The 18,152-nt window shown below is 40.3% G+C and carries 15 protein-coding genes; 10 read left to right on the top strand and 5 right to left on the bottom strand.

What is annotated here, in order from left to right; all coding sequences use genetic code 11:
• Nucleotides 1–175 precede the first annotated feature (175 nt).
• Nucleotides 176–418 (top strand): hypothetical protein, encoded by a 243-nt coding sequence (locus LXL81_RS11025; RefSeq protein WP_234646834.1) that lies wholly within the window; start codon nucleotides 176–178, stop codon nucleotides 416–418.
• An 18-nt stretch (nucleotides 419–436) separates the two neighbouring features.
• On the opposite strand, the gene LXL81_RS11020 is transcribed toward LXL81_RS11025, so the two are convergent.
• From LXL81_RS11020 to LXL81_RS11010, 3 genes are all read right to left on the bottom strand, one after another.
• Nucleotides 437–2,869: a TonB-dependent receptor gene (locus LXL81_RS11020; RefSeq protein ID WP_234646833.1), complete on the bottom strand. Its 2,433-nt coding sequence runs from the start codon at nucleotides 2,867–2,869 to the stop codon at nucleotides 437–439.
• 182 nt (nucleotides 2,870–3,051) lie between these two features.
• Nucleotides 3,052–4,437 carry a hypothetical protein gene (locus LXL81_RS11015; RefSeq protein WP_234646832.1) on the bottom strand — a complete coding sequence of 462 codons (1,386 nt, stop codon included), beginning with the start codon at nucleotides 4,435–4,437 and terminating at the stop codon, nucleotides 3,052–3,054.
• Complete coding sequence (locus LXL81_RS11010; protein WP_234646831.1) at nucleotides 4,430–4,981, bottom strand: RNA polymerase sigma factor; 552 nt, start codon at nucleotides 4,979–4,981, stop codon at nucleotides 4,430–4,432. Before LXL81_RS11010 ends, LXL81_RS11015 begins: the two co-directional genes overlap by 8 nt.
• Before the next feature lie 513 nt (nucleotides 4,982–5,494).
• Between LXL81_RS11010 and LXL81_RS11005 the strand changes: the two genes are divergently transcribed.
• The 8 genes from LXL81_RS11005 to LXL81_RS10970 all read left to right on the top strand — a co-directional run bounded on the left by LXL81_RS11005 (nucleotide 5,495) and on the right by LXL81_RS10970 (nucleotide 14,635).
• The gene (locus LXL81_RS11005) at nucleotides 5,495–6,235 is read left to right on the top strand and encodes a glycosyltransferase (protein ID WP_234646830.1); all 741 of its coding nucleotides are present in this window, start codon (nucleotides 5,495–5,497) and stop codon (nucleotides 6,233–6,235) included.
• A gap of 143 nt (nucleotides 6,236–6,378) precedes the next feature.
• On the top strand, nucleotides 6,379–6,969 hold the full coding sequence (locus tag LXL81_RS11000) for a TetR/AcrR family transcriptional regulator (protein WP_234646829.1): 591 nt from the start codon (nucleotides 6,379–6,381) through the stop codon (nucleotides 6,967–6,969).
• Nucleotides 6,970–7,032: 63 nt separating this feature from the next.
• Nucleotides 7,033–8,088, top strand: a complete 1,056-nt coding sequence (locus LXL81_RS10995; protein WP_234646828.1) for an aldo/keto reductase — start codon at nucleotides 7,033–7,035, stop codon at nucleotides 8,086–8,088.
• Nucleotides 8,089–8,331: 243 nt separating this feature from the next.
• The gene (locus LXL81_RS10990; RefSeq protein WP_234646827.1) at nucleotides 8,332–9,708 is read left to right on the top strand and encodes a sulfatase; all 1,377 of its coding nucleotides are present in this window, start codon (nucleotides 8,332–8,334) and stop codon (nucleotides 9,706–9,708) included.
• 275 nt (nucleotides 9,709–9,983) lie between these two features.
• A complete protein-coding gene (locus tag LXL81_RS10985; RefSeq protein ID WP_234646826.1) occupies nucleotides 9,984–10,373 on the top strand; it encodes a hypothetical protein in 390 nt (129 codons plus the stop codon).
• Between the two features lie 342 nt (nucleotides 10,374–10,715).
• The gene (locus tag LXL81_RS10980; RefSeq protein ID WP_137339831.1) at nucleotides 10,716–11,636 is read left to right on the top strand and encodes a family 2A encapsulin nanocompartment shell protein; all 921 of its coding nucleotides are present in this window, start codon (nucleotides 10,716–10,718) and stop codon (nucleotides 11,634–11,636) included.
• Nucleotides 11,620–13,674, top strand: a complete 2,055-nt coding sequence (locus LXL81_RS29045; RefSeq protein ID WP_255713683.1) for a family 2A encapsulin nanocompartment cargo protein cysteine desulfurase — start codon at nucleotides 11,620–11,622, stop codon at nucleotides 13,672–13,674. Before LXL81_RS10980 ends, LXL81_RS29045 begins: the two co-directional genes overlap by 17 nt.
• 115 nt (nucleotides 13,675–13,789) lie before the next feature.
• The gene (locus tag LXL81_RS10970) at nucleotides 13,790–14,635 is read left to right on the top strand and encodes a serine O-acetyltransferase (protein WP_234646825.1); all 846 of its coding nucleotides are present in this window, start codon (nucleotides 13,790–13,792) and stop codon (nucleotides 14,633–14,635) included.
• 25 nt (nucleotides 14,636–14,660) lie between these two features.
• Here LXL81_RS10970 and LXL81_RS10965 read toward each other — a convergent pair whose 3' ends face one another.
• Nucleotides 14,661–15,509, bottom strand: a complete 849-nt coding sequence (locus LXL81_RS10965) for a hypothetical protein (RefSeq protein WP_234646824.1) — start codon at nucleotides 15,507–15,509, stop codon at nucleotides 14,661–14,663.
• A 263-nt stretch (nucleotides 15,510–15,772) separates the two neighbouring features.
• Between LXL81_RS10965 and LXL81_RS10960 the strand changes: the two genes are divergently transcribed.
• Complete coding sequence (locus tag LXL81_RS10960) at nucleotides 15,773–16,018, top strand: hypothetical protein (RefSeq protein ID WP_234646823.1); 246 nt, start codon at nucleotides 15,773–15,775, stop codon at nucleotides 16,016–16,018.
• Nucleotides 16,019–16,122: 104 nt separating this feature from the next.
• Here LXL81_RS10960 and LXL81_RS10955 read toward each other — a convergent pair whose 3' ends face one another.
• On the bottom strand, nucleotides 16,123–17,982 hold the full coding sequence (locus tag LXL81_RS10955; protein ID WP_234646822.1) for a glycoside hydrolase family 2 protein: 1,860 nt from the start codon (nucleotides 17,980–17,982) through the stop codon (nucleotides 16,123–16,125).
• Between the last annotated feature and the right edge of the window lie 170 nt (nucleotides 17,983–18,152).

The raw sequence follows: 18,152 nt of genomic DNA, 5'->3' as shown, positions 1-18,152 counted from the left end.
AGTTTATAGAGTAATTAATTTCTTCAACTACATTTGTAACAGGCTTAACCAGAAGTAATATAAAACTATCCTGACAATCAGAACGTTTCTGCGCAAATGGCACATTTGAAAGTCTGGCGAATGGTATTATGAGCCAAGTAAAAGTTATTGAACCTTCATCAAAAGAAGCAAACGTATGAGCACTTATCAGATCAATGTAATTTATCCGAATACCATCAGTCTTTATAAAATAACGTCACTTGTCGAGTCCGTTCAAGGAACAAGAATCCAGCATATCAACTTTACAAGTCAGGGAAAGGATTTGGTAGGAACATTAATTGTGGAAACCTCTGACAGAAGCGGATTTGCTTCCGTTGTCAGATTGATGCGGGCGAGCAATGGATTGCTTTCTGTTATTGAAAAACAGAATGTTGCCTGATTTCTGAGAATATTTCTTTTAGATTTTGAAAGGAATAATCACCTTAACGCTAAAATTTCTTCCCATATTAAAAACCCCCATTCTGCCGGTAACGGCGTTGACCGCTGTGTATTTCAAGCGACTGAGGTGATTTTGGTAAGCGACGTCAGTAATGTTGTTTGCTGATAAAAAAATACTCAAAAATGTTCGTTGTCTGGCAACCAGATCACCCCCCAACCCTGCATTCAGCAAACCATAACCTGCTGTTTTAGTTTCTGTGTTGAATCCTGTAAAAGGATGGTTTTGAGCGAAAGTATTGTCCAGTTCAAGCTTCAGATAAGCATTACGAAATTTTTTATTGTTTTTTCCAAACTCTGCTTTCAGTGTATTGATCAGCCTTCCTGCTGGAATTAATGGTAAATTTTTACTGCCATCCTGCTTCTGGCCAAGTGTTGCTCTGACATAAGAAAATGAACTTTGGATATGCAGCCAGTCGAGCGGGTGGGGGTGGATATCAATGCCAAGTTCCCCTCCATAAAGATTTGCTTTGTTTTGGGCATACTGATACGCGATCAGCTTTTCATTCCCATCCAGCACAATGGAATCTGATCCGGAACCGGAAACCAGTTTTCGGTAATAAATGAAATTACTGATTGAATTGTAAAAAGCATATGCGGAAAGCGTAAGATGCGAGGTCGACATTTCAATGCCGCCATCCAGCTGGAGGCTCGTTTCTGATTTCAGGTTTTGCTGGCCATGAACGTAGCGGTTTGTGCCTTCATGTGCGCCATTGCTGGCGAGTTCAGGAATGTTGGGTGCACGAAATCCTCTGGCGATATTAAATTTCAAAGTGGCGGCCTTTGTTAATGCATAACTCAAACCGCCGCTGGCCGAAACGTTTGAGAAATTCCTCTTGAAACTTTCAAATTTTAAAGCCTCATCCATGTATAACGCATTGCTGTTCAGAAATCTGCTATCAAAGCGAATTCCGCCGCTGATCGTTAATTTGTCGATTCTTTTTTGGCTGTAAAAAAATACGCCGGCATCAAAAAGAGCATATTCCGGAATCAAGGCTTCTACGCCTTTATTTCGGTTTGTCTGTTGCATACCGTTAATCCCAACAGAATTTTTCCAGCCGTTATTTTCTGAAAAATGGTAGCGGATATTATAGTTTATTGTGCTCAAATCAAAGTATAAGGCCTTTTCTCCCGGATCCAGAACATTACCAAATTCCTGTCTCCGGTTACGTTGGTAAGCAACCGTAACGGCGAGCCGGTTATTTCCAAGATAAAAACTGTTATCTGTTGCGAGCTTAAAATGTTTTATTTTCTGGTACGGAATGACTGGATTCGAAGTATCATCATCTTTCGAACCAACCGTAACTTCCTCCTCCGTTCCATTGTTATTAACAACTTTTGTAAACTTCCCCGTCACCTCATCGCGGTCTCCTTCAATTAATCCGACGGTCTGGTCGAAACGTGTCAGATACAGATGCGTAAATCCCCAGCTTTTGTTAAGTCCGATGTAAGTGCCGAAATTTTTCTCGTTGAAATTGGAATTAAAAACTTTTCCATCGTATTTATTTTTGTAATCAGCTGCCGCCTTATAGGTACCATTTAAACCCCAGACCAAACCATTTTTATTTCCATTAATTTCTCCGTGTACGCCACGTAAGTTGTTGTTTGACTGATAGGTAGTTAAAATATTACCATTGATTTCACCCTCTGCTGCCGTTTCGATGGAGGTGAAATTGATCACACCGGCCAAGGCGTCGCTGCCATACATAATAGACGCCGGCCCTTTGAGCACTTCTGCGCGGTTGATACTATATTCGTCAATTTCAACGCCATGTTCGTCACCCCACTGCTGGCCTTCCTGCCTGATCCCGTCATTGACAACAACCAGGCGGTTATACCCAAGTCCGCGGATAACAGGTTTGGAAATAGCAGCTCCGGTAGAAATCTGAGAAACGCCGGGAATCTTTGTCAGCGCATCGATGATGTTGGTGGAAGTTCCCCGGTTGAAGTCTTGCTTTTTAATAATCGTAACCGGAATCGGTGTGCGCTTAACCGAGGTTGCTGAAGAAACGCCTGTTATGGTAACAGCTTCCGCCTCCACAGCAGTTGGTGAAAGTTTGAAATCTTTTGTCATATTACCTTTCAGCTCAATTGTTTCCAAAATAGAGCTGAAACCTACGAATGTTATTTCAATCAAATATTTTCCTTCAGGTAAATTTTTGAAAGAGTACATTCCCTGTACATTGGTTGAACCTCCGATTTTTAAGTCGGGAAATATGACGGATGCGCCAGGAAGTATTTCTCCGTTTTCTGAATTTATTATTTTTCCGGTGAGAATATTTTTAACATTTTCAGTCGGCTGCAAAGCGTTATCTGTCTTGACCTGAGCCTTAGTATTTAAATGAAATATAATTCCTGCAATAAGAAATAGAATTTTCAGTAAATCTGACCTCATATTTTATATAAAATAACGTTTGGGACTGAATTTACATAAAATATTTGCAGGCTTTGAGTTTCACGGAAAGCTAATAGGTTTCACGCAAAGCAACAAAGTTTTGCGCAAAGCTCGCAGAACAAGATCTTCGCATTCGTTGCTTTTTATCTTTTTTCGCTTCGAGTGAACCCGGAGGTGAGATTTTATTTATACAAATTCAGCCACAACGATGCCCTTAATCCCAGATTACTTCCTGAGGGCGTGTTTACTATGTTTCGGAAATCATAGACATAGAAAGGAGAAAGCTGAGCCAAGGCTCTGGATTTTTTATATTGAAGGCCGGCACCAAACATAAAATTATGGAAGAAATAAGGCTTAGCATCAGTTTCAAAAGTATTGCGTCGTTTGGATTTATTTAGATAACTTTCAAAGTCAACTTGTTGATAAGCAGTCAAATCCAGACTGGTTCCCGATTGTATAAACAGCGAAATATTCTTTTTTAAAGGAATATAATATTTAAGGCTGATTGGCAGACTGATCACAGAAGTTTTAATTGAAATATCTTCAATCTTGTCAAATTTCGATGGCAGATAACTCCGGTATTGTATTAGAAAGAATTTCCCGGTTGCCGAATTATAGTCCCTGAGCGCTTTGTGATTTTCTGCTTCCAGCGTTGAAGCCTGAATTCCAAAAGAAACACCCAGATTTTCGGCAGGAAAAAATTCAACAACCGGACCTATACCGTAACTATGCAGCGAAAGCAAACTTTCCATACCAAGCCGGGGCTGTAAGGCAGAAAGTCTGAAAGGCGGCCTTTTCGGTTTTATAACTTGTGCTGGCGTCTTTTTTGAAGAAAGTGAATCAACAAGTGCGGCGAGGGCCTTGTAATTATAAGCCTGAATTGCCCGGTTAGAATCGAGCAGCATAGTAAACCGATCTTCGTCATTTGCCTTTTCAGTTGTATCGGAATGAGCAATGAAACCGGATTCTGCATTATTAGCAACAACGTTTTTTTCTGGAAGAACGTTTTTACCAGCGGCGGAGTGATTTTCTGCTTCTGGTGTTTTTGTTAGTAAAGTTTCTATTTCTTCATGGGTATCAGTTATTTCCGGATTATTTTTAGTTGTTAATGCGGTCGAATTCGTAGCGTTTTTTCGATCATCTTCGGTTCCGTTTTCTGTAAAACGATTTTTGTTCTCAGGCGGCGAATTATAGAAATGTCTATGCTCAATTATCGTTTTCTTAACAATATAAACCGTATCAGTATTGGATACAGATTTTAGGGTAGCGGTAATCTGCTCAGACTGGACAGATCTTTTTTCAGGATTATTTTCATAAACCATATTCCGGCCTGATTTATTACTCAGTTCCCGGATCAGCTCCTGATTTTCCCGCAGTGTATAAAGCGTTGTGAACCAGCCTGCAAGCATCATAGCAGCCAGCGCCCAACCACCATATTGCTGTATCCATGGGAAAAATCCCGCAGCAGGTAATTTTTTACTGAACCGGTCCCAGGCCTGGGGCTGATATTCCGGCCTCACAGATTCCAGATTCTTTTTAATCAGTTTGTCGAAACGTTCACTAGACATAGTTCCGTGTATTTATAGATCCGTTTGAGACCCAGTTTATGAGAAGTTCCTGTAATTTTATCCGGGCTTTCGCCAGATTGGAACGAGAAGTCCCTTCATTGATTCCAAGCATCCCGGCAATTTCAGCGTGCGAATAGCCGTCTACCACATGTAAAGAAAAAGCTGTGCGGTAGGATGGAGGTAAAAATTGTACAACGGCCAATATTTCTTCAGCCGACAAGCGTTCAATAAGTCCTTCATCCTCACCAATATCGTAGGCTTCTTCAATGTCAGTAAAGGTTACGTCTGACTTATTTTTTCGGTAATGGTCAATAGCAGAGCGGATTATTACCGTTCTAAACCAGGCGTCAAAAGGCTGATCGGGATCGTAATAACCTATTTTGTTTAAAATTCTGAGAAAGCCGTCATCAAACATTTCTTCTGCCTCCTCTCTATTGTCGGCATAGCGCATGCAAATGTTGATGCCGAAGCTGTAATATGCTTCAAACAACTGTTTCTGAGCGGCTGGTTTCTGATTGCGGCATCCTTCCAGTATCTCCTTCAAGGGCAATGTTTTAGATCTTCTAAAGAGCACAGATCTATCAATAAGTAAGTTCCATTTCTTTCTACGTAAAAGAGCGACAGTCTCGTTGCCTGACAAAGATAATTTTTTTTTCTTCCATACTCAGGCAACGCTGATGTCAGAAAACTCCGTAAGTATTTATGTAATTCTTGTAATAATACTTAAAAATATTAATTACTGTAAATCAGTACGTTATGTTGGTTTATCAAAAAGTAAGTTCCTGAATGCACCAGATTATCGATACGTACGCGCGTCAGTATTTCAACACAACCCTAACAATAAATTTTAATAAGGTTTTTTTGATTTTTTAAAGTAAAACTGATTTCTGTTTGTTGCCTTACCCTTTTTTATGGTAAATGTAGCCTTCCTCTATCCTAACAACAGAAAACCCGGTGTTTGCGGCTCTGGGTATGACTGTTTGATTTATAGAATTTATTAGTTTGATGTAAGTCCGGTTTTATAGTACTTTTTCGATTACCATTTCAGTATTTAGCCTTGAAAAAAGATAATTCCCCTCCGTTAATCAGTGTAGTGCTTCCTTGTTATAATCCGGTTGACGGGTGGTGCCAGACATTAGAAAATAATATCAAAGAGTTGAATGAAAGGTTGCCGGCCAACACTATTCAGTATATTATTTCAAACGATGGCTCGACCCGGCTGGATAAAGACAAGGTCTGCCTGCTTACTGCAAGCGATAATGTTGTCTTTCTTGATAATGTGGTCAACGAAGGAAAAGGCTCAGCAATTCGAAAAGGAATGATGCGTGCAGAAGGTGATATCATCATTTACACCGACATTGATTTCCCTTTTGGGACTAGTCCTATTGTGGAAATGGTTAAGATTTTTGATGAAAATCCTGATTGCTGGTTTGTTTACGGTAATAGGACGAGCGAATATTTTAAAAAACTGCCACTGAAACGAAAGATGATCTCGAAAGGTCTTCACGTGCTGAACCGTATTTTTCTTTCCCGGCATATCACAGATACGCAGGCGGGAATCAAGGGTTTGAGGAGAGAAATTCTGCCGGAGGTTCAGCGTACGAAAACAAATACTTTCGTTTTTGAAATTGAACTGATCCGGAAATTGATCAGAAAAAAAGTGGATATACAATCTGTGAATGTTTTCGCAAATCCTTCCATTATTTTTAGTGATTTCAGTACCAAAATTTTACTAAAAGAGGTCGTTAGTCTCAGCCGTATTTTTGTGATGAGCTGGATCTGGAACGATATGTTATAAAAGTACATCTGTTATTAAAAATTATTTTAACCTGGCTAAAAAGTCCTTTTCCTGGTGAAAGCCAGGAAAGGGCATCGAATTTATTTTTAGTGATAAAAATAAATTCATTTGTTAATTAATATAACGATCGGTATATTTGTTTTATGAAATTCGTACCAAGATCAGAGACCACAAGACAATTTATTACAGAAGCCACTGCGGATCTTTTTAACAAAAAGGGTTATGCCGGCACCTCAGTCGCAGATCTGGAAAAAGCAACCGGACTGACGAAAGGAAGTATATATGGCAATTTTGAAAATAAAGAGGATGTTGCGCTCGCTGCTTTTGATTACAATCTGGCCAGATTGAGGAAGCGGATACAGGAAACAGTTGAAAAATGTGATAGTAATAAAGAAAAACTTTTGGGCCACATTGCCGTTTATTATGTCAAAACGACCAATAACGGCGGTTGTCCTATGTTAAATACCGCTGTCGAAGCGGACGATACCAATGAAATATTCAGACTGAGAGCTGCTTCGGGGCTTATGTTATGGAAGTCTGACCTGGTAGATATTATTAGAAAAGGTGTTGCAGAAAATGAATTTAAAGCAGATACAGATGCAGATAAAACCGCATTGATCTTGATTGCCCTTATTGAAGGCGGAATTTTATTAGGTAAGGCAACAAAGAATTTCGTTCATATGGATACCGTTTTTGACGCTGCAAAAGGTAAAATAAGGGAAATCTGTGTCTGATTTTTTTTGAATCATCATATACCGATTGTTATATGGAGTAGTGGAGTAAACTTAAATAATATCATGAAATACAAAATTTTTGGAAGGAAAACCGGCCTTCGTGTCTCTGAGCTGGCATTGGGAACCGGGACATTTGGTACACGTTGGGGGCATGGTGCAGAACCGGTAGAATCACGTAAAATATTCGACAAATTTCTGGAAGCCGGTGGAAATTTCATTGATACTGCTGACGGCTATCAGGTGGGAGAGTCGGAAGAAATACTAAGTAATTTGATTGCCGGCAGGCGTGATTCCCTGGTGCTCGCATCCAAATATTCTATGGGTGGAAAAGAACTGCTGACATCAGGGAATAGCAGAAAAACAATGGTTCGCGCAGTGGAAGACAGTTTGAAAAGATTGAAAACTGACCGTCTGGACCTATACTGGGCGCATCTTTCGGATGGGCAAACACCGATTGAAGAGATAGTACGGGCTTTTGATGATCTGGTACGGGATGGTAAAATTTTGTACGCCGGTTTTTCAAATTTTCCGGCATGGAGAATAGCCAATGCATCCCTGCTCGCTGACCTGCGTGGATGGTCACCCGTCGCAGGAATCCAGATAGAGTATAATTTAATAGAACGGACTGCCGATCGTGAATTATTACCGATGGCCGAAGCTCTGGGATTGGGTGTTGCCTTTTGGTCGCCATTGGCAGGCGGAACATTGACAGGGAAATATCGTTTAGCTCAGAATGATAAAAATAATCGTCAGGAAGCATGGAAGGGCAATTTGGTAAAAGCAGAAACAGGAAATCGTGAAACTGAAATTCTGGATACGCTGGAAGTTTTGGCAAAAGAATATAACGTAAAAATACTGGATATCGCACTTGCCTGGATTCGTCAAAAGCATGATAAATCTACACTTTCGACAGTAACCATTATAGGACCTCGAACAAAGGAACAGCTGAATGACAACCTCGCTTCACTTGCGCTGACACTTTCTCAGGAACACATTCAGCGATTAAATGATATCAGCGCCATCGATTTAGGTTCTCCGCATGAAATCATTTCACAAAGCAGTGCTTCTCTTTTTGGGGCAGGTTCCGGATTTATTGAATTGAACCATCCGGTTGCCTAAATATTAACTTGAACTTTTGAAGCCTTGCTGATTTCGGTGTTAAACCGGGATTAGCAAGGCTTTTTATTTTGTAAATTCTGTTACTGAAAAAATGTTTTGGTAATCTGTATTTTATAAATTTACTTTGTCTATCAATTTAGTAGATTATCTATCTTTTTGCCAGCCAACGTTAATAGTATATTTTCGATTCACTTTCGGATCTGGTGGAAATAAGTTATCAAATAAAAATAATAAGTATCTCATATGAATAAGTATCTGCTATTACTTGTCATCTGTTTCGTTGTTTGTAAAGCATCCGCGCAGTCAGGTAGGTCTAAACCAAATATCATCATTATTATGGCAGACGATCTGGATAGTAAGCAATTGAGCTGTTATGGCGGCCAGAATCTGAAAACAAATAATATTGACGCACTGGCAAAAAATGGTTTGAAATTTAATCATATCTATACTTCGGAAGCCATGTGCGTCCCAACGCGTGCTTCCTTATTTACAGGTTTATATCCCGTTAGACATGGTTCTTTTCAAAATCATAAACCTGTATATGACAATCTGAAAAGTGTTGGACATTATCTTGCTGACCTTGGATATCGCGTTGGCCTCACGGGAAAAGATCATGTGACCAAGCCAAAAACCGTTTTTCCATTTGAAATTGTAAAAGGTTTTGAGCCGAATTGCGTAGCCGCTACCGATGATTATGAGCTTGAAGATGTTAAAAAATATATCACACAGGATGAAAAACCGTATTGTCTCTTTGTAATGAGCATCAATCCGCATGCTCCCTGGACGGTTGGTGACACGACCGAATTTGAGGCGGATAAATTAATACTTCCAAAAAACTGGGTGGATACAAAGATTACACGCAGTCAATTTGTTAAATATCTTGCCGAAGTAAGAAGGCTTGACAACCAGGTTGGTGATATCACAAAATTGCTGAAAGAGACCGGACAAGACAAAAATACGATCGTAATTTTTCTAGGTGAACAGGGTGCGCAATTTCCTGGCGCGAAATGGAATCTTTGGGATGCCGGTCAAAAAAGTTCTATGCTTTTGACCTGGCCAGGAAAGGTAAAACCGGCTTCCGAAACAAATGCATTGGTTCAGTATGAAGACATAACACCAACGCTGATCGATATCGCAGGTGGGAAAGCGATTCCAAATCTGGATGGAAAAAGCTTTTTGCCTGTAATTCTTGGAAAAACAAAAGAGGCAAGGGAATATGCTTACAGCATCCATAACAACATTCCGGAAGGCAATCCTTATCCGATCCGCAGTATTCGCGATAAGCAATATAAGCTCATCTTAAATCTGACTTCCGACAAAGATTATTACAACCGGTTTATGATGAATCCGAAAAGTACAGAGCGAAATTCTGTATGGTTTTCGTGGATGGCCGAAACAGGTAAAGATCCACAGGCAGAAAAACTTACAAACCGGTTTGTAAAAAGGCCTGCAATAGAATTTTATGATACTGTAAAAGATCCCTGGGAATTTAATAATCTGGCGAATGATCCTGTTTATCAAAAGACTATTGAGAAATATAAAGTAAAACTATACGCTTGGATGAAGGACCAGGGCGATAAGGGGGCAGAAATGGATATTGTCTACGACAAAAAGCCATGAAAATGCGCATCGTTTGATATGGATTATACATTCCAAAAACCGTAAGAAAACTTACTTTGTAACTATATTCTTTACCTGTTTGTAATTATTTTATAGGTAATTATAACTATATTACTAACTATGTTTTGAAAGTTGAAGTTAATCACATTGATTTGTCTATAAATCTGATAGACTAATAATTTGTAATGTTTTCTTCTGTTAGTCAAATACGTTTTTGTTGAAAATGAAATGATTAAAATTGATTTATAACAGATGAGATTTAAATAATAAGGAAAATGATTTACGAAAAGAGATTTATACTGACAGTGGGCAGAGAAGCCAAAATTATTCTAAAAGCAGATTTTCAAAAAAACAGTAATGAGGTTACGATCGATTTTGAATTTTTAATAAAAGACACACATGAAACTTCATTTCATGATTCGATCATGAGCAATCATCCGCAGTATTGGAAACTTAAAAAGTCCACAGTGGATAAGGCGCAGCTTCTGCAAATGGAATATAGCGGCGTTTCAAGAAAACAGCTTTATTCGGCCATAAATGAGTTTAAAACAAGGATAGGCGAGCATTATGAAATCCATTGTAATATTAATATTGAAGAAAAAATCAAAAATTTGAAAGGTGTTAGAATTAGTGCCCTAAACAGAACCTTACTGACCCGAATGTGATACTTGTCATGCGTATAAAGTTAAACGTTTGTGGTAATCTGCCGGATTTGTAATGTTATGAAATCTACTAAGACGATAGAATTATCAGAAAGTTTTTCTTTCGTTTTTAAGCTTTTGGTAAAATTAAATTTTGACATCCTGATTCACTTAGATTAAATAGTTTTAATAAATTCTGTCAAACGGAAAGTCGGTTTGGTGGTATTCTGGTAGCGGTGGTAGGGTGCATTCTTCTTTGAATGGTAATAAATTCAATGCTGTAAGTTTGTAATACGACTTTTTAACTTCCTGTGTAAAAGTACCTCAGTTTAGAAAATTTACCCGTTACATTTAAATTTCAAGACAATGCCAAAATTAAACGAAAAGCAGACTGCATTAGGCGACGTAGCAGCCAGGCAGTTAGCCATCGCAACGCGTACAGTTCCTCAAATGGGAGCGATCACCCCGCGTTGGCTGACTCATTTATTAAACTGGATTCCTGTTGAATCAGGAGTTTATCGTCTCAATAAAGTAAAAGATGGCAGCACAGCCGAAGTTGATTGTTCGGGACGCGATGAGCGCGAACTTCCGCATACTTTTATTGACTATGTCGAAAATCCACGTGAGTATAACCTGAATGCTGTTAATACGGTTCTTGATGTTCACACACGCGTTTCAGATTTATACAGCAAGCCTTACAACCAGATCAGTGAGCAGCTTCGTTTAACCATTGAAAGTATAAAGGAGCGTCAGGAAAGTGAGCTGATCAATAACGAAGAATATGGTTTATTGTCGAGCATTGCACCTTCACAACGTATCTCAACCAGAAACGGAGCACCAACGCCGGATGATCTGGATGAGCTGATTTCCAAAGTTTGGAAAGAACCGGGTTTCTTTTTGCTTCACCCAAAAGCAATTGCTGCCTTCGGCCGTGAATGTACCCGCAAAGGTGTTCCACCTCCAACAGTTTCTCTTTTCGGATCACAATTTATTACATGGAGAGGTATCCCGCTTTTCCCATCTGATAAATTACCGATCGAAAACGGAAAGACAAAAATTTTACTTCTTCGTACAGGCGAAAGTCGCCAAGGCGTTGTCGGGCTTTATCAGCCAGGTTTGCCGGGCGAACAATCTCCCGGATTATCAGTACGCTTCATGGGGATTAACGACAAAGCGATAGCGTCTTATCTGGTTTCTCTTTACTGCTCACTGGCGGTTTTGGTGGATGATGCGATTGCCGTACTTGAAGACGTAGAAATAGGAAACTATCATGAGTATAAATACTAATCAATTTCCTGCCGACGGAAATATTTCGGGTTTGCCGGATGTGACGGAACTGGAAAAACTGGCAAATGAGCTTTTTTCATTGCTTCCCAATGAGATGCCAAAAGCCAGTTTTTCCCCGGATCTTGCTGATCATCCGAGACTTGAAAAATCACTGAACCTGGTGCACGACAGGCTTCCGTCGTTATTCTCCAAAGGCGAAGGGTTTAATGTGAACAATCCGCAGACCAGTTTGCCGGATCCGCATTTTCCAGTCGACAGAACGTCCGTTCCGGGTTTCGGAGCCTCTCCATCGGCTTTGCGGCCAGGAAGCGAGTTGAGTTTGGCTCAGCCGGCTGGCCCAAATAGTATTACGAGCACAACGGATTATCCGGGACTGGATCATAAACGACCTTCTGTTGCCGGGAGTGGAATTTCACCATCTGCCGCACATCAGGGAAATGCTGTGAATCTGGAAAATCCGCAAACCAGCTTTCCTGATCCAAATGTTGGATCTTCTGTTGGTTTGGGACAAGTACCACATTCTGTTGCGGGAAGTGGAGTTTCACCCTCGGTTATTCAAAATGGGCCTGGTTATGCCGATGCATTTCCGTTTTCGCCAGACACCGCCTTTGAGCCGAACCTGGATAATCTCTGGTCAACCATTAATACTTTTAAGAGCACGCCTCAGATTCCTGAAATCCCTGGAACTGGCGGTGCGCAATATTATTTTTTACAAGGAGCTGGCTTTAAGGGAAATGATCCTTTTGGTGTCATTCAGAATCCAACCTCCCAGCTTAGTGGCAAATCCTTTCCGCATATTCAAAATGGTGCAGGAAATGCTCCGTTTGACGTAAATCTCATAAAAAAGGATTTTCCAATTTTGCAGGAACGTGTTAACGGCCGGCCTTTGATATGGCTGGATAACGCAGCGACCACACAGAAACCAAAATCGGTGATTGACCGGATCACTTATTTTTACGAACACGAAAATTCAAACATTCACCGCGCTGCGCATGAGCTGGCGGCACGTGCGACGGATGCCTATGAAGGTGCGCGTAGTAAAGTTCAGGTTTTCTTGAATGCGGGTTCTGTCAACGAAATTATTTTTGTCCGTGGTGCTACCGAAGCAATTAATCTGGTTGCGAAAACCTGGGGTGAACAAAACCTGAATGCCGGTGATGAGATCATAGTCAGCAATCTGGAACATCACGCGAATATCGTTCCCTGGCAGCAGCTTGCAGCAAAAAAAGGTTTGAAAATCAGGGTAATACCGGTAGATGATGACGGGCAGATTTTGCTTGATGAATATGCGAAATTGTTAAATCCAAAAACAAAACTGGTTTCCTTTACACAAGTCTCTAATGCGTTGGGCACGGTTACGCCGGCAAAACAAATTGTGGATATGGCGCATCAGGCCGGTGCGAAGGTACTGGTGGATGGCGCTCAGTCGGTTTCACATTTGCGTTCGGATGTCCGCGCTTTGAATTGTGATTGGTTTGTTTTTTCAGGTCACAAGGTTTTTGGTCCGACCGGTATCGGCGTGCTTTATGGAAAAGAGGATTTGTTGAACGAAACCCAGCCATGGCAGGGTGGAGGAAATATGATTCAGGATGTAACTTTTGAACAAACAAAATTCCACGACGCGCCAAACCGTTTTGAGGCCGGAACTGGTAACATCGCGGATGCCGTCGGACTTGGCGCAGCTATTGACTATGTCAATAAAATCGGGATTGACGTCATTCACCAGTATGAGCATTATCTTTTGGTGTATGCTACGAAGCTGATGAAAGATATTCCCGGCCTTCGTTTGATCGGTACGGCGCCAGACAAAGCATCTGTTTTATCTTTTGTTTTTGCGGGCTATAAAACAGAAGAGGTGGGTGCAGCGTTAAACAATGAGGGAATTGCAGTTCGCTCCGGGCATCATTGTGCGCAGCCTATTTTAAGAAGATTTGGTGTGGAAACGACCGTTCGTCCATCGCTTGCTTTTTACAATACCTGCTCAGATGTGGATGTGCTGGTTGAAACATTGTACAGGCTCAGAGGTGCCCGCAGATAAATTTTTGCGCTAAAATTATTTCAGACAGACGGCTATTTGTAATTTTCCTTTAAATTAACCGAACACGGCATTCAGAGGGAATTCACAGATAGCTGTTTTGCATATTACCAAATTCATGAGCAACAACACAAATACGCAGTCGCTGATCAGTCTTTTAAGGGAAACGCATAACGCAGAGTGGGAGGCAACCCCTTCGTCCCATGACGCTATTGCCTGGTTAAACGATCTGGTCCAGTTTCTTTTTCCAAGTAATCACTTACCGAAAAAGTCCTCATATGAAGGAATTTTGAAGAAAAACCAGATTGATCTTGAAAATATTCTTTTGAGTTATCTTGAACCTTCCGGGCTCGATATTGTCGGTGTTGTGAGTGATTTTTATAATTCGCTGGAAAATATTTATCAGAATCTGCGACTGGATGCGAGCAAGATTTATGAATATGATCCGGCCGCGACGAGCGTAAATGAAGTGATTGTATCCTATCCGGGATTTTATGCCATCACCGTATATCGTATTGCCCATAAGTTAACACAGCTTGATATTCCCGTTCTGCCGCGGATTGTCAGTGAATATGCACATGGGAAAACCGGTGTTGATATTCATCCCAATGCAAAAATTGGCGTGCCGTTTATGATTGATCACGGAACAGGTATTGTGATTGGCGAAACAACGGTTATAGGTAAAAATGTCAGTATTTATCAGGGCGTAACGTTAGGTGCATTGCAGGTTGCCAAAAATCTTGCTGATATTAAAAGACATCCAACAGTTGAAGATAACGTAATTATTTATGCCCGTACGACGATTCTTGGCGGTGATACCGTGATTGGAAAAGACAGTATTATTGGTGGCAGCGTTTTTCTTACCAAAAGCATCGAGCCAAATTCCCAGGTTTTTAATACGCATCAATTGCGTATCACTACAAGAGAAATCCCTGCTGAAATAAATAACGGTACCGGTTTATGACCAGTACCGTTAATATTTTTTTTACTTAATTGTAAATGAAATCCAACGCATAGGTTTCGTAAACTGATCCTGAGGCGTCATAGGACTTTACTGTGACTTTTTCCGGATAACCGTTTTGTAAATAAGTGTAGTCGTAAGTTTTGAATACTTTGTAAGTATTATTTACGATCCAGCGTTCTTCAATAATATTGTTTGGACTGTAAGACTGAACAGAAAACATGCCGCCCCGATCAACGCCTATTTTGAAAAACGGGTTGGGATGTGTATCGTATTTAAATTGTGACTGGCTATTTTTTTCTGTTTCAAGTGCACTTGTCTGCCAGCTTGATTCAATATTATTCTGAGCATTTCTGGTGTAATTAATCACCGTCGGATATTGCTCGTTTAAACCTTCGGTATACCTTTCCTGAATGATAAATCCTGATTTGTTATATACAAATTTCTTCACTGCTACTTTCGGCTGGTAAAACCACGTTTCACTGATTTTCTGTACTGTGTCAGTTTCAGGCGTATTGAACTGCATGGTATACAGCTTGATCATGTCCTTTGAAATATAATGGCTTTCAAACACTATTCTGTTAGCCTTCAATATTTCGTAGCTATCCAATTTTCCACTGATACGTTTAAATGTTCCTTTTAAGTAGGGAGGAGTATCCTTTGTGACGATATAAGCCCGATACTCACTCAGGTAACCATTTTCATACAAAAATTCGCTCGTCATATTTCCATTGTACAATACCTTTGAAAGTTGTGTATCAACAATATTATCACCAAAGGGAGCTTGCCTTTTAGAAATATTGGAAGGCGCTGGTTCGTCTTCTTTTTTGCAGGAAATGAAAGACACTAAAAATAATAGGCAATAAATGTACTTCATGGCTGATAAAATTAATGTGAGTAAAATCAATTCACTTACAAAATATTGATGAATTGTATTTTATAAGTAACCGCTGAATATATTTATAATATCTTTTAAATCAAATAGTTTGGTTGATGAGTCATCAATTCTCCGATGATTTTTTTAACGCAGATACTTAATAAAATTGAGTGAGAAGAAACTCAGTTTAATCAAAATCCGCATATCATTCGTAATTTTAACCATACCGGAAAACATTTACATTTATTAATTCCGGTTTCGTTATGGAAGATATTTTTGAGATTGACGTTGAATTCAAAGGTGAAATCAGAGAATTTGAGGGCCGGCTTGTTCTTACCGGTTATGAACACAAAATAGAAATTTTTATAGAAGATATTTCTGTATTTTTCGAACCTGATGAAGAGCGGAATTACCGCGCAATTGTAGGTCTGGATCAGATCGGCCATAAAAATCTAAGTCCCGGTTTATTGCAGGCTATTGCACAAAGACTGGAATCTTTACTGAAATAACATGAGTTACGTGGTTATTATCCAAACTGAAAGATGAGCTAACGTAGGAAAACCGATCCATCAATTAAAAATAATAATGGATGGATCAGTTTTCCTGTTTTAGTTCAAAGTGATTTGTTGCCAGGATATTCAATCTGATTTTCCTGAGTATTTAGAAGTCCTGCCGGAACATTTAAACTGCCTGTTTCAGCGTCCAACAGTCCATTTTTCTCGTCTTCAATATTGGTAGCCTGCGTATAAATATCGCCGGCAAAAGATCTGTTTCTTAATTCCTGTTTGAATTTTTTGATCAGAACCGCTCGGTCGTCATCATCTTTCGGGCCACCATAATTATCAAAACCGAAACCGCCCCATTCGCTTACAATTAACGGAACCTGGTTACGATAGAAAAACGGATCGCCAACGACCAGCGGAAAAGCAGCCACCCGGTCAAGTTCACCTGACGAAAGTTCTTCCAGAACTTCACGCCATCTTTGCAGGTCTGAGGTATATAAATGCGCGGATAATAAATCCGATTTCAAACGGCCTTCAAATGAAATATGCTGCCACCCATCGTTGTCAACAACCAGAAACTGCGGATAAGCAAGTTGCATGAAATGGTATGTTTCAATAATATATTCCCTGGTTTCCGGATTTGTGGCAATATCCTGTGCACCCCAATCTTCATTATAAAGACTCCAGATGATGATCGAAGGATGTGTGCCGACCAAAGCAAGCATTCGCAATAGTTCGTTTCGGTGATTCGTCCGGCTTTTCTGGCTGGATTGGTGCGGACTCGGGACTTCAACCCAAAGTAACATTCCGATTCGATCCGCAAGTTTATAAATCCTTGGATCAACTCCGGCGATATGAATTCTGACCAGATTGCAGCCAAGCTCCTTCATCGCATACATATGTTTCCTGATCTGTTCATAGGTTGATGCCCCCGGCTGATACAAAATTCCATCCAGATAAACGGGTTTATTATTCAGATACAGACAGCATCCACGGGCTTCAATTTTTCTCAGTCCAAATTTTGTTTCAATTTCAGCGGCATAGTCCTTCTCATCAATCAACTGAGCAACCAGGCGGTATTGATGAGGATCTTCGGTTGACCATAATTTTGCATCCGGAATCCGTAAAACTACACGCTGGGATTTTTGTCCGGTTTGCAATGTCAACGGAAACTCATCTTCCGCCACAGGTGTAGTTTTGTCCGCTTTGTCATCAAAAACTTTTATTCGAATTTTGTAAAAACCAGGATCCGAGATACGTGTTGTAAGATTAAACCGGACCAGATTATCTTCCACACTGCTCACAACGCCGACTCTGGAACGAAGCCTGTTTCTTTCCACAGTTTCAATCCAGATACTTCGTACCGCTCCCGTGTAGGTCTGATACCAGATTCCGCCGCGCTTGTAAACATAGGATTCCTGCTTTCCACGCGTGATATCCGCGTCCATTGAGCTTTCAATCCTGACTGTAATCCTGTTAACCGGTCTGAGAAGATGTTCATCCAACTCATAAGAAAAGGACGTGTATTCACCCAGATGTTTGAGTTCACCTTCAATCGTAGTAAGTTCAAAACCGTTGAGCCAGACCTGGGTTTCGTAGCCGCAGGCACCAAAAGAAAGTTGAATCAGGGAGTTTGCTTTCTTTTCTTCTTCAATATCCGGCAAATTAAATTCGCGCTCATACCATACCACAACCTTGTCCTGCCATGGTTTTTCCGACTCTAAAGCGCTGGCTATATGCTGTTCCACACTGCCCGGCCAATGTGCTGTCAGGTCGTATTGATGACCTGCAAACCAACTTTCTGACAAACCCTTATCCAGAGAATCATGTGAAAATTTCCATTCGCCATCCAATAACATATATTCATTGGGACGTATAACCGCCCGGGGAAGGGCGTCTGCATTGTCAACAAATCCCTCTTCTCTTGATTTTGTAAGTCCGTAATTAGGATGATTCTCCGTTCTGGTCATAATCGCTTGTTCGATGTGTCATGTAATATAAATCTGTCCACTATAATTACTATTCCAACAGTCTTCCGAAATAGCACGCCCGGTTGTTTCTATATGCGTAATTTGATGATTTTTAGTTTGTTAAATGGTTTTAAAAGTTGTTTTTGAATTTTATTTCAATAAAACACATT

The sequence above is a fragment of the Dyadobacter sp. CY356 genome, assembly GCF_021440195.1.
In the GTDB taxonomy this organism is placed as follows: domain Bacteria; phylum Bacteroidota; class Bacteroidia; order Cytophagales; family Spirosomataceae; genus Dyadobacter.
The sequence above is the reverse complement of the archived record's forward strand: the minus strand, read 5'-3'. Positions and strand labels throughout refer to the sequence as shown.